The sequence below is a fragment of the Streptomyces sp. NPDC091972 genome (genome assembly GCF_044756385.1).
Classification (GTDB): domain Bacteria; phylum Actinomycetota; class Actinomycetes; order Streptomycetales; family Streptomycetaceae; genus Streptomyces.
In genome coordinates, this window is record NZ_JBIVSV010000003.1 from 219083 (window position 1) to 234026 (window position 14944).

General features: G+C 73.6%; 12 protein-coding genes. 4 read left to right on the plus strand and 8 right to left on the minus strand.

Features of this window, described 5'->3' with window-relative positions:
* Nucleotides 1-10: 10 nt before the first annotated feature.
* The 3 genes from ACIQJT_RS10125 to xylB all read right to left on the minus strand — a co-directional run bounded on the left by ACIQJT_RS10125 (nt 11) and on the right by xylB (nt 3613).
* Nucleotides 11-610, minus strand: coding sequence for an N-acetylmuramoyl-L-alanine amidase (locus tag ACIQJT_RS10125; protein WP_402641735.1), 600 nt, complete (start codon nt 608-610; stop codon nt 11-13).
* Nucleotides 611-951: 341 nt separating this feature from the next.
* Nucleotides 952-2160: an ROK family transcriptional regulator gene (locus ACIQJT_RS10130; protein ID WP_365448695.1), complete on the minus strand. Its 1209-nt coding sequence runs from the start codon at nt 2158-2160 to the stop codon at nt 952-954.
* A gap of 7 nt (nt 2161-2167) precedes the next feature.
* A complete protein-coding gene (xylB, locus tag ACIQJT_RS10135) occupies nt 2168-3613 on the minus strand; it encodes a xylulokinase (RefSeq protein WP_365448697.1) in 1446 nt (481 codons plus the stop codon).
* A gap of 146 nt (nt 3614-3759) precedes the next feature.
* On the opposite strand from xylB, the gene xylA reads away from it, so the two are divergent.
* Both xylA and ACIQJT_RS10145 read left to right on the plus strand, forming a co-directional pair.
* On the plus strand, nt 3760-4926 hold the full coding sequence (gene xylA, locus ACIQJT_RS10140) for a xylose isomerase (protein ID WP_365448699.1): 1167 nt from the start codon (nt 3760-3762) through the stop codon (nt 4924-4926).
* A 424-nt stretch (nt 4927-5350) separates the two neighbouring features.
* On the plus strand, nt 5351-5815 hold the full coding sequence (locus ACIQJT_RS10145) for a hypothetical protein (RefSeq protein WP_402641739.1): 465 nt from the start codon (nt 5351-5353) through the stop codon (nt 5813-5815).
* Between the two features lie 26 nt (nt 5816-5841).
* Here the strand turns inward: ACIQJT_RS10145 and ACIQJT_RS10150 are convergent, their stop codons facing one another.
* The 3 genes from ACIQJT_RS10150 to ACIQJT_RS10160 form a co-directional block, all read right to left on the minus strand.
* A complete protein-coding gene (locus tag ACIQJT_RS10150) occupies nt 5842-7182 on the minus strand; it encodes an esterase-like activity of phytase family protein (RefSeq protein ID WP_402641741.1) in 1341 nt (446 codons plus the stop codon).
* A gap of 271 nt (nt 7183-7453) precedes the next feature.
* Entirely contained in the window at nt 7454-8725 is a 1272-nt protein-coding gene (locus ACIQJT_RS10155) for an SWF or SNF family helicase (RefSeq protein WP_402641744.1), read from the minus strand.
* The gene (locus ACIQJT_RS10160; RefSeq protein ID WP_402641746.1) at nt 8722-11565 is read right to left on the minus strand and encodes a DEAD/DEAH box helicase; all 2844 of its coding nucleotides are present in this window, start codon (nt 11563-11565) and stop codon (nt 8722-8724) included. Before ACIQJT_RS10160 ends, ACIQJT_RS10155 begins: the two co-directional genes overlap by 4 nt.
* Nucleotides 11566-11864: 299 nt before the next feature.
* Here ACIQJT_RS10160 and ACIQJT_RS10165 point away from each other — a divergent pair, with 299 nt between their 5' ends.
* Nucleotides 11865-12923: a fatty acid desaturase family protein gene (locus ACIQJT_RS10165; RefSeq protein ID WP_402641749.1), complete on the plus strand. Its 1059-nt coding sequence runs from the start codon at nt 11865-11867 to the stop codon at nt 12921-12923.
* 155 nt (nt 12924-13078) lie between these two features.
* Nucleotides 13079-13261, plus strand: coding sequence for a hypothetical protein (locus tag ACIQJT_RS10170; protein ID WP_365448708.1), 183 nt, complete (start codon nt 13079-13081; stop codon nt 13259-13261).
* A 52-nt stretch (nt 13262-13313) separates the two neighbouring features.
* On the opposite strand, the gene ACIQJT_RS10175 is transcribed toward ACIQJT_RS10170, so the two are convergent.
* Together ACIQJT_RS10175 and ACIQJT_RS10180 are read right to left on the minus strand one after the other, a co-directional pair.
* Nucleotides 13314-14465, minus strand: a complete 1152-nt coding sequence (locus ACIQJT_RS10175) for a hypothetical protein (protein ID WP_402641751.1) — start codon at nt 14463-14465, stop codon at nt 13314-13316.
* Nucleotides 14466-14600: 135 nt separating this feature from the next.
* Complete coding sequence (locus ACIQJT_RS10180) at nt 14601-14900, minus strand: hypothetical protein (RefSeq protein ID WP_365448712.1); 300 nt, start codon at nt 14898-14900, stop codon at nt 14601-14603.
* Between the last annotated feature and the right edge of the window lie 44 nt (nt 14901-14944).

A 14944-nucleotide genomic window follows, 5' to 3' on the forward strand; every position in this document is an offset into this window, starting at 1 on the left:
GATGGGCGGCTCACACGGCTTGGACCATGCGCAGGTAGCGGTCCCAGTCCCAGAGCGGACCCGGGTCGGTGTGGTCCGTGCCCGGCACCTCGTAGTGGCCGATGATGTGCGCGCGGTCCCTGGGGATGCCGTGTCTCCCGCAGATCCCCGCCGTGAGCTTCGCGGACTCCTGGTAGAGGGCGTCGGTGAAGTAGGCGGGCCGGTCCACCCATCCCTCGTGCTCGATGCCGACGCTGTGGGTGTTGTAGTCCCAGTTCCCGGCGTGCCAGGCGACGTCCGCCTCCCGTACGCACTGGGCGACATGACCGTCCGCGGAGCGCACGACGTAGTGGGCGGACACCTTCTTCGCCGGGTTGCGGAAGATGTCCAGGGCGTCGCCGTAGGTGGTCTGGGTGACATGGATGATCACCCGGTCCACCTGGTAGGACCAGGGGCGGTCGGAGGCCGTGAAGTTGTCCGAGGTGGCCGGCTGCCACTCGGCGAACGGGTGGTCGACGGGCTGGGGGGCGGCCCCGGCCCGCGTCTCGGGCAGCAGCGCGTACGGGACGGCGGCCAGGACGGCCCCCTTCAGCAGCCGCCGGCGGTCGAGTGGCGGTCTGGCGCGTTCCATGGTCAAGTGCCTTTCGTCTCAGCGGCGTTCGGCCGAGCGGGGTCACCGCGGTCTCTCGGAGCCGGTCGGGTGCTCCGGGGTCGCACGGAGCCCGTCGTTCGCTCCGCGGTGAGTCTCGCGCGCCGACGACCGTAACTGGCGGATCTCCGTGACGTGGGTGCGGTTGGTGTCGCGGACGGACCGGGTCTCGCGAAGACCGCTCGTCCGTCCGCGGCAGCGGGCGTGCCTCGTGTGCATCACGCTACGGCCGAAGCCGGCCGGGCGGGACGGTGCCGGCGTTCCGGTGGACGACGCCGTGCATGTGGACAACTCGCTCACCCGAACGGGTGAGTGACGGGGGCTCAGGCCCGTTCGCCCACAGCCGCCGGGTCGTCCAGGACGGCCCGCACCACCGAGTGCGCGGCCCCCAGCAGCGGCCCTTCGGAACCCAGGTCGGACACCGACACCGGGCAGGCGGGACCGGCCGTGCGCCGGGCCAGCTCGTCCCGCAGGGAGGGCAGCAGCCACGGCGCGAGCCCGGCCAGCGCACCGCCGAGCACCACGGCTTGCGGGTCCAGCAGATTGACCGCTCCGGTCAGCGCGATCCCGAGCGCCTGTCCGGCCTCGCGCAGGGCGCCCCGTACGGCCTCGTCGCCGTCGGCCGCGTGCCGGGCGAGCAGTCCGACCCGGTCCTCGCCCGGCTCCAGGCCGGCCGCCCGCAGCACGGCCTCCTCACCGGCGTACTGCTCCAGGCAGCCGCGTCCGCCGCACGGGCATCCGGGCCCGTCCGGGCGCACCGGGACATGGCCGAGCTCGCCCGCGAAACCGCGTGTGCCGCGCAGCAGTTGCCCGTCCACGACCAGCGCCGCGCCGATGCCGATCTCCGCCGAGACGTGCAGGAAGTCATGGGGGGTGCCGTCGCCGAGCCAGAGTTCGGCCAGCGCGCCGAAGTTGGCCTCGTTGCCCACGGTCAGCGGAAGGTCGTCGGGCAGCAGGGTGCTCAGGTCCGTGTCGTGCCAGTCGAGGTTCGGGGCGCGGACGACGGTCCGGGCGTCACGCGCGACCAGGCCGGGCACGGCCACCGCGAGACCCGCGGGCCACAGACCCTCGCCCTCCGCCTCCGCCACCACCCGGCGCACCAGCGAGGTCAGTTCGGCGATCACCGGTCCGGGGGAGCGGTCCCGGTTCGCGGCGTACCGCACGGCCCGCGACCGCACCCGGCCGCGCAGATCGACCGCGCAGACCGCGAGGTGGTCGACGCCGATCTCGGCGCCTATGCCGGCGGGTCCGCGTCCGCTGACGGCGAGTGCGGAGCCCGGCCTGCCGACCCGGCCGGGACGCTCGGGGCCGAGCTCCTCCAGCAGCCCCGAGCGTATGAGTTCGTCGACGAGGGTCGACACGGCGGCCCGGGTCAGGCCGATGCGTGAGGCGACCGCGGCACGCGAGAGCGGTCCCTCGGCACTCACGGCGTGCATCACGCGGGCCAGGTTGCGGCGGCGCATGCCCTGCTGGGTGTCGGGCAGGCCGCGCCCCGGTCCCGCCGGGTGGGCGTCGTGCAGCGGTGCGGTCATGCCTCCCTCACTCCCCAGAGGTACCCCGCTCCAGCAGCGGCGCCGCGTCGGAGAGTACCCCGGCGATCCTGGCCAGCGTCTCGTCGTCCCGCTCGACGGCCTCCAGCACCGGCCCGGCCGCGGTGTTCCAGCGCCGGGCGACCGCGCCCGGGTCCTCGCCGGTCAGCAGCCCCGCGGCCTGGGCGGCGGCGCCGAGAGCGACCAGTTCCTTGGCCTCGGGCACCTGCACGGGGCGCCCCGAGAGCCGTCGTACGGTCTGCTGCCAGGCGGTGCCCTGGGCGCCGCCGCCGATCAGCAGCAGCGGCGTCGAACGGTCCGCGTCCTCGTCCAGCACCAGGTCCAGCGCCCCGAGCAGCGCCTGCACGGCACCGTCGTAGGCGGCCTGGAGGAGCTGGCCGCCGGTGGTGTCGTGGCGCAGGCCGTGCAGCAGTCCGGAGGCGTGCGGCAGGTTCGGGGTGCGCTCGCCGTCCAGGTAGGGCAGCAGGGTGACGCCGGAGACCGGCTCGACGGCCTCACGGTCCAGGTTCAGCAGGGCCGCGACCCGGTCGACGGCGAGCGTGCAGTTCAGGGTGCAGGCGAGCGGCAGCCAGTCGCCGTGGGCGTCGGCGAAGCCCGCCACGGTGCCGGTCGGGTCGGCGGGGCGGCGCTTGGACACGGCGTAGACCGTGCCGGAGGTGCCCAGGCTCATCACCGGCGTCCCGGGGCGCAGACCGAGGCCCAGGGCGGCTGCCGCGTTGTCGCCGGTGCCGGGGGCGACCAGGGTGCCCTTGGAGAACGGCAGGTCGTGGCCGTCGCGCACGGTTCCGGCCACCTCGCCGGGCCGGACCACGCGGGGGAGCAGGGCGGGGTCGAGGCCCACGTGCGCGAGGATCTCGCTGTCGTACGACTCCGTCGCGGACGCCCACCAGCCGGTGCCGGAGGCGTCGCCGCGATCGGTGGTGCCCTCGCCGGTGAGCCGCTCGGTGAGGTAGTCGTGGGGCAGGCGGACGGCCTTCGTGGCGCGCAGGGCCTCCGGCTCGTGCTCGGCGAGCCACGCCCACTTCGTCACCGTGAAGGAGGCGCCCGGCACGCTTCCGGTCCGCTCCGCCCAGGCCTTCGGTCCGCCCAGCTCCTCGATGAGACGCAGGGCCTGCGGCGCGGACCGGACGTCGTTCCAGAGCATGGCCGGGCGCACCGGCTCGCCCTGGGCGTCCAGAGTGACCAAACCGTGCTGCTGGCCGCCGATCGACACCGCGGCGGCCTCGCGAGCGGCGTCCCCGCACTGGCGCAGGGCCTCGGACAGCGCGTCCCACCACTGTCGGGGGTCGCTCTCCCGGCCGGCCCCGGAGGACACGGTGTGCGGCGCCTGGCCGCGCGCGACGACCCGGCCGGTGGCCGCGTCGACCACCAGCGCCTTGGTGGACTGGGTGGACGTGTCCACGCCGACGACGAGCGGACCCTCGGCTGCTGACATCGGGCTCTCCCTTTTTGCGCGGCTCATGATCTTGATGCGGCTGATGTCTCACCCTGAAGACACCTTGTCTCTTCCCGGAGACGTGTGTGCATACTAATTTGTAAACCGCCATGACGAAATAGTCCGGAGCAGCAAGGAGCCGCGTCATGAACTACCAGCCCACCCCCGAGGACAGGTTCACCTTCGGCCTGTGGACCGTCGGCTGGCAGGGAAGGGACCCGTTCGGCGACGCCACCCGACGTGCCCTCGACCCGGTCGAGACGGTGCAGCGCCTGGCCGAGCTCGGCGCCCACGGCGTGACCTTCCACGACGACGACCTGATCCCCTTCGGGTCGTCCGACAGCGAGCGCGAAGGCCACATCAAGCGCTTCCGTGAGGCCCTGGACGCGACCGGCATGAAGGTGCCGATGGCGACCACCAACCTCTTCACGCACCCCGTCTTCAAGGACGGCGGGTTCACCGCCAACGACCGCGACGTGCGCCGTTACGCGCTGCGCAAGACGATCCGCAACATCGACCTGGCGGTCGAGCTCGGCGCGGAGACCTACGTCGCCTGGGGCGGCCGCGAGGGCGCCGAGTCCGGCGGGGCCAAGGACGTACGCGTCGCCCTGGACCGCATGAAGGAGGCCTTCGACCTCCTCGGCGAGTACGTCACCGAGCAGGGCTACGACCTGAAGTTCGCCATCGAGCCCAAGCCGAACGAGCCGCGCGGCGACATCCTCCTGCCCACCGTCGGCCACGCGCTCGCGTTCATCGAGCGCCTGGAGCGCCCCGAGCTGTACGGCGTGAACCCCGAGGTCGGCCACGAGCAGATGGCCGGGCTGAACTTCCCGCACGGCATCGCGCAGGCCCTGTGGGCGGGCAAGCTCTTCCACATCGACCTCAACGGCCAGTCCGGCATCAAGTACGACCAGGACCTCCGCTTCGGCGCCGGCGACCTGCGGGCCGCCTTCTGGCTCGTCGACCTGCTGGAGAGCGCCGGTTACGCCGGCCCGAAGCACTTCGACTTCAAGCCGCCGCGGACCGAGGACCTCGACGGTGTGTGGGCGTCGGCCGCGGGCTGCATGCGCAACTACCTCATCCTCAAGGAGCGCGCTGCCGCCTTCCGCGCCGACCCGCAGGTCCAGGAGGCGCTGCGCGCGTCGCGTTTGGACGAGCTGGCGCAGCAGACGGCCGCGGACGGCCTCAAGGGGCTGCTCGCGGACCGCAGCGCCTTCGAGGAGTTCGACGTGGAGGCGGCCGCCGCCCGCGGCATGGCCTTCGAGCAGCTCGACCAGCTCGCCATGGACCACCTGCTGGGTGCGCGCGGCTGAACGGAGCCCACGCGCGCGTGCCGTCGGCGGAGGTCACTCACGGCCGACGGCACGCGCGCGTGGGGGTTTTCGCGGCTGTCCTGCCAAGGTCGGTGCGCCGGTCTCCGCGGGTGCGGGTGCCACGGCCGGTGGTCGGTCTTCCCGGGTGCGGGTGCCACGGCCCGCGGGCCGGTCGCCGTGGGCTGTGCGGGTGCCGTGGCCCGTGGGCCGGTCGGCGTGGGCCGTGCGCCTGCCGTGATCCACTCACCGGGACCGTGGCCGTGGTACCTGTTCGCATCACCCGCCGCCCGCCGCCCGCCGCCCGCCGCCCGCCGCTGCGCTTCCCGCGCGGAATGTGCCGGAATCGTGCGGTCCACGGTATGAGGCCGTATCAACGTCCGCGCGGGCCTCGCCCGCCGACCGGTTCGAGGCGACCGTGGACGGTATGGCCATGCCGCCGGTACCGCCCCAGCCGCCCGGACCGCCGGGTGACACCCCGCCTCCGGGCGGGGGCTTCGGACCGCCTCCTGACGACTTCGGGCGCAACGGCCCGCACCAGTACGGCGGTATGCCGTCGACCCAGCCGATACCGTCCGTCGGTCACGGCCCGGACGGACCCGGTCCCGGCGCCCCACGACGCCGCCGTGGCCCGTTGTTCGCGCTCCTCGCCGTGATCGTGGCGGCGCTGGCCGTCGTCGTCGTGGTGTTCATGGCGTCGGGCAACGACGACTCGCCGGACGAGAGTCCGCCCCCGTCGAACAGTACGAGCGGTTCTCCCGAGCCGTCGTTCAGTCTGCCCACCCAGCTCCCCAGCGAGTTGCCGAGCGAGCTCCCGTCGCAGTTGCCGAGCGACCTGCCCAGCGAGTTCCCGAGCGATCTGGAGTCGTTGCTCCCGTCCCTGATCGGGTGATCGGGCGGCCGGGCGACCGGGACGGGTCAGAGTCGGTGCGGCAGCCTGACGTACGTCACCGTCGTCTCCACCCCGCTGTCCACCAGCCTGCCGTCGGCGTCGAACGCCCCGGTTCCGTCCGTCATCCCGAAGTCGTTGTCGTTGATCAGGGCGAGCGTGTCGTGATCCACGCGCGCGACGCCCTCGATCTTCCCGGGCACGCCGGCGACCGTGCCCAGGTCGACGACGAGCTTCTTGGCGAGCACAGGCACACCCGAGGCTGCCGGATCGTCGAGCTGCTCCAGCGAGGGAGACGTGGTGGCGTCGTCCCATGAGCCGCCGAGGATGTCCGAGGACCGGTTCAGGCGCACCAGATGGAGGCGCGCGGCCTTGTCGGTGCGTTCCTCGACCAGCAGCCGGTCGCCGCCCACCGCGACGACGGAGGAGATCTTGAGCTCGGACGTGTCGTCCTCGCCCGGGTCCACGACGTCCACGGGGTCGAAGCGGTACGCGTACTCCGCGGTGACCGCCTTCTTGCCCGGTGAGAAGCGCAGCAGCCGGGTGTTCCGCGAGGCCTCTCCGGCGTCCGTGTCGGGCAGGGAGAGCGGGCTCTGCAGGGCCAGCACCAGGTCACCGCCGGGCAGTTGGGCGAGCCCCTCGAAGCCGCGGTTGGTCTTCCGGTGCAGCAGCACCGACGGCAACGCCTCCACCACCGGGTAGCCGGCCCCGGTGAGGTTCAGCCCCTCGGGGACATAGCGCGTGAGGACCTTCCCGCGCGCGGAGACGTGCACCAGGCTCGGCCCGTACTCGTCGACGAGCCAGAACGTTCCGTCCTTCGCCCGCACGATGCCCTCGGTGTCCAGACCGTTCGGGTCGTACGGCAGCGCCGTAAGCGCGTCGTAGTCGTACGGGGCCTCGTCACGCCCCCGCTGGTTGGACAGCCCCGTGACGGCTCTGCCGGAGGAGGTGGTGATCGGGATCGCGTCGAGCACCTTCACGGTGCCGCCGCACACGCGGATCCTCACGATCGCCGGATCGAAGCCCGGTACGGGGAAGGTGCGGCGCTTCGTGCCGGCCACCTTGATCTGGCCGTTGGGGCCGCGGTCGGTGACGGTCCAGAACTCGCCCTTGCGGCCCGTCGGGAAGATGTCGCTGCCGATGCCGCCGAGGTCCACCCCGCGGTCGTCGTCCACCGTGCCCGGCAGCAGCCCGTTGCTGAACGCGCCGAGCGGGATGTCGCCGAGCGTCGCCGTACGGACGACCCTCGCCTCGTCGGCCGGGGCACCCGTGGCCGGGCCCGCCGCGCCCAGGGCGGCGACCAGAGCGAGGGGTACGCCCGCCGCGGCGGTGCGTCTGACGGGCCGTCGGCCGGTGGAGCGCGGGGACATGGGTCCTCCTGGGGAACCGAGTTCGCTGACAGCGGCCAGATTTGGGCGCCGCCCGGAACGCCGTACGACCGGCGGGTGAACGGGTGGCGTCCGGCGCGCGTCGACCCGGCGCGCGCCGTGACACGCACGCGCGTGCCGGGTGCTCGCCGGGGGCGACGTGGGGTGCCCGGTGCGACTGGCCCCCTCCACCTGCCCGGTCCCTCCACCCTGCCCGGCCCCCTCCACCTGCCCGGTCCCTCCACCTGGCCCGGCTCCTGCGGGACCCCCTGGACTATCCCGTGCCTTCGGCCGCGGCGAGTTCCGCCGAGGCCAGGGCCGTCGCCGGGTCCAGCGCGGCCGGGCCCGCGGGCCTCCAGCGTCCGCGCTCCTCCCGGTACGGCCACCACCGGCCGTCCCGCCCCAGGCGCACCTGGGCCGGCGCGCCGACGACCGTCCACCGGTTGCCGTCCGTCGTGAGCTCCGGCCGTTCGTCCTCGTCCCAGGCCGCGTCCAGAGCGGCACGCGCGCGTGCGAGCGCACCGCCCGAGGGCTCCCATTCCTCCTCCAGTACGGACAGCGCGTCCGCGCCTCCGAGCCCCCACGCGTGCGTGGCGTCCGCCAGCGACTCCGGAGTGCGCCCCGATCCGGCGGCGAGACGTTCCGTCAGCACCCGGTCGGGTGCGGCGACGGCGAGGCGTACGGCGTCCGCACCGAGAGGCAACTCGGGCATGCACGCGTGGCCTTCGGACGGTTGCCGGAGGGCCTCCGCGAGGAGCCGGTGTGCCTCCACGGCGGTCCGGGCGGCCAGGTGGCGGACGGCGACCGGGTCGACTCCCGGTCCCGGTGGCGCCTCGGTGTCCAGTGCGGGCGGCAGGCCGGGCTCCTCGGGCGGTTCGGCGGGCTCGGGCAGGGGCGGCAGGATGTCGCCGGCCGCGTACGCCTCGGCGGCATCCACTCCTTCCGGTTCGGGAGCCTCTGTTGCCGGCACGGCACTGCTGCGGGTCTGGAGGTCGTCCAGGAGGGCCTGCTCGCCCCGGCCGCGCATCAGCAGCAGCACGAAGGGGTCCTGGTCCAGCAGACGGGCCATCTGGTAGCAGAGTGCCGCCGTGTGCCCGCAGTGGTCCCAGGCGCCGCAGTCGCACTCCGGCTCCAGATCGCCCAGCCCCGGCAGGAGTTCGATGCCCTCGGACGCCGCGTCCTCCACCAGGTGCGGCGGCATCTCGCGGTCCAGCAGCGCCGCGACGTGCCCGGCTCGCTCCACGGCCATGTCGAGGAGACGGTCCCACTGGCCGTCCGACAGTTCGGCCAGCAGGACGTCGGCGCGGTGCGCGGTGCCGTCCCGGTCCTGCACGACGGCCGTGATGCGCCCGGGACGCACCGACACGGCACCCACCGCCCCCGCGCGTGCGAGGCCGCGGCCCGTCTTCACCTGCCCCGAGTCCAGCGCGGTGTCCTCCAGGGCCCGCAGCCAGGCCTGGCCCCACCACGTCCGGGCGAAGCCCCGCCCGTGCGCGGGCGGCAGCGCCGTGAACGTGCGTTCCGTGTCACCCTCGTGCCCCGTCATCGTGCGCCCCCTCGCAGTTCCACCAGATCGGCCAGCTCCGCGTCCGTCAGCTCGGTCAGCGCCGCCTCGCCGGAGCCGAGCACCGCGTCGGCCAACTCCCTCTTGCGGAGCAGCATGTCGGCGATGCGGTCCTCGACCGTGCCCTCGGCGATCAGCCGGTGCACCTGCACCGGACGCGTCTGGCCGATGCGGTACGCGCGGTCGGTGGCCTGCGCCTCGACGGCCGGGTTCCACCACCGGTCGTAGTGCACGACGTGCTCGGCGCGGGTGAGGTTCAGGCCGGTGCCCGCCGCCTTCAACGACAGCAGGAACACCGGCACTTCACCGCCCTGGAAGCGCCGCACCATCGCCTCACGCCGGGCGACCGGTGTCCCGCCGTGCAGGAACTGCGACGGCAGACCGCGCGCCGCGAGATGCCGCTCGATCAGCCGGGCCATGCGCACGTACTGCGTGAACACCAGGACGCCCGCCCCCTCGGCGACCATGGTGTCGAGGAGTTCGTCCAGCAGTTCCAGCTTCCCGGAACGGCCGGCGATGACCGGCTCCTCCTCCTTCAGGAACTGCGCGGGATGGTTGCAGATCTGCTTGAGCCCGGTCAGCAGCTTCACGATCAGACCGCGCCGCGCCATGCTGTCCGCCCCCGCGATCTCCTCCAGGGTCTCGCGCACCACGGCCTCGTACAGACCGGCCTGTTCCGGGGTCAGCGACACGGCACGGTCGGTCTCCGTCTTCGGCGGCAGCTCCGGGGCGATGCCGGGATCCGACTTGCGGCGCCGCAGCAGGAAGGGGCGCACGAGCCGGTTCAGACGCTCCGCGGCCGCCGGGTCCTGACCGCTCTCGACGGCCTGCGCGTACCGGGCGCGGAAAGCGCCGAGCCGTCCCAGCAGCCCCGGCGTGGTCCAGTCGAGGATCGCCCACAGCTCCGACAGGTTGTTCTCCACCGGGGTTCCGGTGAGCGCCACGCGTGCGCGTGCCCCGATCGAGCGCAGCTCCCGTGCGGTCGCCGAGTACGGGTTCTTCACGTGCTGCGCCTCGTCCGCCACGACCATCCCCCACGCGGCCTCGGCGAGCCGGGACGCGTCCAGCCGCATGGTGCCGTACGTGGTGAGCACGAACTCCCCGTCGGCCAGGCCGTCGAGCTCGCGCCGCGGACCGTGGAAGCGGCGCACGGGCGTACCCGGTGCGAACTTCTCGATCTCGCGCTGCCAGTTGCCCATCAGGGACGTCGGGCACACCACGAGGGTGGGACCGGCGGTCTCCGGGTCGGTCTGCCGGTGCAGGTGCAGCGCGATCAAGGTGATCGTCTTGCCGAGTCCCATGTCATCGGCCAGACAGCAGCCGAGGCCCGACGACGTCATACGGGCCAGCCAGTTCAGGCCGCGGCGCTGGTAGTCCCGCAAGGTCGCGGCGAGCGCGGCGGGTTGCGGGACCGGCTCCTGGCCCTCCGGGTCCGCGAGCCGGTCCCGCAGGGCCGTCAGCCACCCGGTGGGCCGCACGTCGACCCGGCTGCCGTCGACCTCGGCGGAGCCCGTCAAGGCGGCCCTCAGGGCGTCCACGGGCGTCACCTTGCGGTCCTGCCGCGCACGGGCCCGGCGCACCTCCTGCGGGTCGACCAGCACCCACTGGTCCCGCAGCCTCACCACCGGCCGGTCCGCCTCCGCCAGCCTGTCCAGTTCCCCGTGCGTGAGCTGCTGGTCGCCCAGCGCGAACGACCAGTCGAACGAGAGCAGGGCGTCGGCGGACAGAAACGACGGAGTGTCCGACGGGACCCGGTCGTGGCCGTCCGGGGGACCGACCGTCGCGCGCGTGGTGAGCCTTCTGGCCATGCCCTTCGGCCAGTGCACCTCGACGCCCAGCTCGGACAGCGCCCGTGCGCCCGCCGAGAGCAGATCGGCGATCTCCTCGTCGGCGAGTTCGACCGCGTCCGGCACGGCCGCCGAGAGCAGCGGGGTGAGCGGGGGCCACGCGCGTGCCGCCCGTCGGAGCGCCAGCAGCCCGTCCATCCGCGCGTGGGGGCCGAAGGCGGTGGCGCCGCCCCACACGTCGGCGGCGTCCGCCACCAGCGTCGGATCGCTCACGCTGTGCACCTGGAGAACGGCCCGGAAGGCCGGCTCCCCACCTCCGTCCGGTCCGTGCGCCTCGATCCGCAACGAGACGCGGACGCCCGCGTCGTGGCCCGCGGCGACATCGGCCGCCCACGCCCGCTGCTCGGGCATGTGCTGCGGTTCCCGGGCCGCGTAGGCGGGCCCGCCCGTCACGAGGGGCGCCGCGGGGGAACGGGGCAGGGCGTCGGCGACCGCGTCGAGGAAGGCGCGCAGCAACTGTTCGGGATCGGGCAGCCGCAGCGGTTCGGCGGTGCTCAGCGGTACAGCGGTGCTCGACGATGGCGCGGTGCTCAGCGGTTCGGCGGTGCTCAGCGACTCGTTGGTGCTCAACGGGACGGCGTGCGCCTCGGGCGGCATCGCCGCGGCGAGCCTGCGGACCCGCTCGACGTCCGCGGCGACCAGGGGACCCACGCGCCAGGCGTCGTGGTCGGCGGGGGACAGGCCGGGCAGCAGCAGCCCCCGCGCCACGCACTGCAGGGCCAGCAAGCTCGCGGCACCCCAGAACACCGTCGCCCGGTGCCCGTGCGGGGAGGTACGCGCACGCGTGAGGACCGGCAGGGCGGCACGGACCGGGAGCAGCAGCGCGGGCAGGCTCACCAGCCCGACACCGCCCTCGTCGGGCCGCACGAGCGCCAGGTCCTCGACGGTCCCCGGCGCGACCGAGGGGGGACGAGCGCCGTCGAGCCGCCAGAAGGCCACCCTGCCGGTCCGGGCCGGGTCGCCGGGCACGAACACGGCACAGCAAGAAGCCAGTTCGGAGATGTCGGACGGTGATGCCGCGGGGAACCGCTGAACAGGGATCGCGGGACTCCTCAAACTTGACTACTTGGTCGGAGTGGTCGAGGGTACCTGACCGCTCGACCCTTGAGGCCGTGCTCTGCGTCACATCCGCGCGGAGGGTGTTGTCAGCCCCCCTGCGCGCCCGGTGCTGGCCCCCGCACGTACACGGGGGGCCGCCGCATGGTCGCGGCAGGTCACCGGTCCGTACGTTTCCTCAGGTCAGCACGTTTTCCTGAGAGAGCCGGAGTCCGGACATGCCCCTGAGTGCCGCAACTGTCGTACCCCGCCCGCGCGGTACGTCCGGATCCCCGCCCGGCGGAAGCGAGTTCGCACCCCTGCTGCGCACGGTGAAGGAGCAGGGACTCCTGGAGCGCCGCCACGGCTGGTACGCCCGGACCGTCGCCGTCAACACGCTCGCCCTCGCCGGACTCGTCACGGCCGTCGCCCTGTCCGGCGACTCCTGGCGAACCCTGCTGCTGGCCCCGCTCCTCGCCGTGTTCTGCGCCCGCACCGCCTTCATAGGGCACGACGCCGGCCACGCGCAGATCACCGGCGACAGGGCGACCGGCCGCCTCATCGGCCTCCTCCACGGCAACCTGCTGCTCGGGATGAGCTACTCGTGGTGGAACCACAAGCACAACCGCCACCACGCCAACCCCAACCACATCGACAAGGACCCCGACGTCGCCGCCGACATCCTCGTCTTCACCGGCGAACAGGCCACGGGGCGCACCGGCTTCAGGCGCTGGCTCACCCGCCACCAGGCCTGGCTGTTCTTCCCGCTCACTCTCCTGGAGGGCATCGCCCTGAAGATCCAGGGCTTCCGGGACCTGCGCCGACAGGCACCGGGGGAGCGTGCCGTCGAGGGCGCTCTCCTGGTGGCCCACGTCGCCGCCTACGCCACCCTGCTGCTGACCACCCTGTCCCCCGGGAAGGCGCTGGCCTTCGCCGCGCTCCACCAGGCGCTGTTCGGCCTGCACCTCGGGATGGCCTTCGCCCCGAACCACAAGGGCATGGAGATGCCGGACCCGGACGGCGAGTCCTGGGGCCACCTGCGCCGCCAGGTGCTCACCTCCCGCAACATCCGCGGCGGCACCCTCACGGACTGGTTCCTCGGCGGCCTCAACTACCAGATCGAGCACCACCTGTTCCCCAGCATGCCCCGGCCCCATCTGCGCCTCGCCCGGCCGCTGGTGCGCGCCCACTGCCGGGAACTGGGTATCCCCTACACGGAGACAGGGCTCGTCGACTCCTACCGACAGGCACTGAGCCACATGCACGAGGTCGGCGAGCCGTTGCGGGCGGACCACTAGCGGGCCGCGCGTCCGGGGCGTCTCGGGGCGAGGTCTCAGGGATGTCTCAGGGTCGCGGTACGGAACTGCGGGAAGCGCGGACCCGTTTCTCTGGACAGAGAGCGGACCCGTCTCTCGGACAGAGAGCGGCAACCGCCGCGAAGGAGGCGACGCACATGTCGAAGAACGCGAAGATCGCCGTGGGGGGAGTGGCGGTCGGACTGCTCCTGCTGATCTGGCTGCCCTGGTGGGCCGCACTCCTGATCGTCCTGGGAGTCCCGGCCGCCGCCTACCTCACCCTGGACCCCTCACAGCGGCGCCGGCTGCGCCGCGTCACCCGCAAGGAACTCGGCCGCTGACGCACCCGCACCGGCCGGGGGACGGCGGACCCGGACGGTGCGGCACGGCGGCTCAGCTGGGACGCACGGCCATCTTGTCGAGCGCTTCCAGCAGCCCCGGCAGCTCCGGGCCCCGGCCCACCGGCAGGACCTCCCCGGGCTCGTCGTCGAGCAGCACGAACGCGATGTCGTCGGTCCTGGCCACCAGTGACCAGCCGGGACCGTCGGCGCGCAGCGTCCGCGCGTCGCCCGACGCGAAGGACGACCGGACCCGCCCGAGCGGCGGCGGCGAGTCCACGTAGGCGCGGGCCTCCGCGAGGACCCGCCGCACACCGCTGTGCCCCTTGAAGGCAGACCTCCCGGTCGCGCCGGAAGCCGTGGATCCCGCGACGCCACCGCCACTTGCGGTACGGCTGCCCGAGGCCATGTCTCCCGGCCCCCCGTCCACGGCCGCACCGTCTTCCCCGGCCTCACCGCCTGTGCGCCCGTCCTGCGCGGCATCGCCGCCCGTGCGCCCGTTCTGCGCTGCATCGCCGGCCGAGGCACCCGGGGCGGAGGCGTCGCGGGCATCGCGGTCCGGAGCGTCGCGGCCCGAGAGCGCGCCATCCGTCACGCCGTCCGCCGTCACGCCTTCCGCCGTCACGCCATCCGCGGTCGCGCCCTTCGCGGTCCCGCCGTTCACCGGCTCGGCACCCGCCGCGGACCCGCCGTCCGGGCTCGAGAAGGCCGCGTCGTCGATCTGTTCCCGCCACATCGCCCATTGCAGCGCGATCTCGTCGGCACCCAGGCGTCGCTGGGCGGATCCCCACGTCGAGGTGTCCGGCGGCGCCAGCAGCGGCCCGTCGACGATCCCGGGATCGGGGTCGTGCGGAGCAGGCACACCGGGCGCGGCGACGGCGACCGCGAGCGGCCAGCCGGGCAGGGCGGCCACGACCGTGCGCTCGTCAGGCGAGAGGTCGTACTCCATGCCGCAGTCCCAGGACGCGATGGCGACGGCGACCAGCGAGACGTCGTCGATGACGACGGTCCACCTGGCGCCGCTCCCGTCCTGGCCGAGCACCAGGCCGTACCCGTCCGCCAGCGGAGCCAGACCGAGCGCCGCGCAGGCCTCCGGATAGTCGTCGCCCAGCACGCTCGGGAACTTCGCCGGCGTCAGCAGCACCGCCGTCAGCACATAGAGCGCGTCGTCCGCGGCGGCGACGGCGTCCTCGTCCGTCCCGGCCATCCCAGCCTCCCCATCGGTTCGTCCAACGGCGCGCACCCTAGTGTGCGAGGAAGGCGCTTGTCACGACCTCCAAGAACACCCGGAGCTGCAGTTTTCCGGCTGGACGGGGCGAATCGACCATCCCTTCCCGGCCGCTCAGGCCGCCGGCAGTCCGAGGAGCGCCCGTGCCACCGTACGCGGGGACTCGTCGCGCTCCCGCGCGAGGGCGATCACAGCCCGGCACGCGAGTTCGTTGACCCCGAACGACAGCGCCTCCGGCGAGACCCACGCCGAGGCCTCGTCGATCCTGTCCTGGTCGTCCTCCGCGCAGGCCGAGACGTACGCGGCGGCGGCCTCGAACAGGTTGTGCGGGCGGGTCTCCCGGCCGCCGGCGGGCGGCTCGGTGCGCAACGAATCGACGATCCTGGTACCGGACCTGCGGATCCTGTCCCACATGCCGACCACCTTCCCCCAGCGTGATGTGATCCCGTCGCACCTTC

Excerpts from the sequence above, each read along its gene's own strand:
- ACIQJT_RS10125 (WP_402641735.1), bottom strand. The coding sequence starts at position 610 with ATGGAACGCGCCAGACCGCCACTCGACCGCCGGCGGCTGCTGAAGGGG.
- ACIQJT_RS10175 (WP_402641751.1), bottom strand. The coding sequence starts at position 14,465 with ATGGCCGGGACGGACGAGGACGCCGTCGCCGCCGCGGACGACGCGCTC.
- ACIQJT_RS10180 (WP_365448712.1), bottom strand. The coding sequence starts at position 14,900 with ATGTGGGACAGGATCCGCAGGTCCGGTACCAGGATCGTCGATTCGTTG.
- ACIQJT_RS10155 (WP_402641744.1), bottom strand. The coding sequence starts at position 8,725 with ATGACGGGGCACGAGGGTGACACGGAACGCACGTTCACGGCGCTGCCG.
- ACIQJT_RS10165 (WP_402641749.1), top strand. The coding sequence starts at position 11,865 with ATGCCCCTGAGTGCCGCAACTGTCGTACCCCGCCCGCGCGGTACGTCC.
- xylA (WP_365448699.1), top strand. The coding sequence starts at position 3,760 with ATGAACTACCAGCCCACCCCCGAGGACAGGTTCACCTTCGGCCTGTGG.
- ACIQJT_RS10170 (WP_365448708.1), top strand. The coding sequence starts at position 13,079 with ATGTCGAAGAACGCGAAGATCGCCGTGGGGGGAGTGGCGGTCGGACTG.
- ACIQJT_RS10150 (WP_402641741.1), bottom strand. The coding sequence starts at position 7,182 with ATGTCCCCGCGCTCCACCGGCCGACGGCCCGTCAGACGCACCGCCGCG.
- xylB (WP_365448697.1), bottom strand. The coding sequence starts at position 3,613 with ATGTCAGCAGCCGAGGGTCCGCTCGTCGTCGGCGTGGACACGTCCACC.
- ACIQJT_RS10145 (WP_402641739.1), top strand. The coding sequence starts at position 5,351 with ATGGCCATGCCGCCGGTACCGCCCCAGCCGCCCGGACCGCCGGGTGAC.
- ACIQJT_RS10130 (WP_365448695.1), bottom strand. The coding sequence starts at position 2,160 with ATGACCGCACCGCTGCACGACGCCCACCCGGCGGGACCGGGGCGCGGC.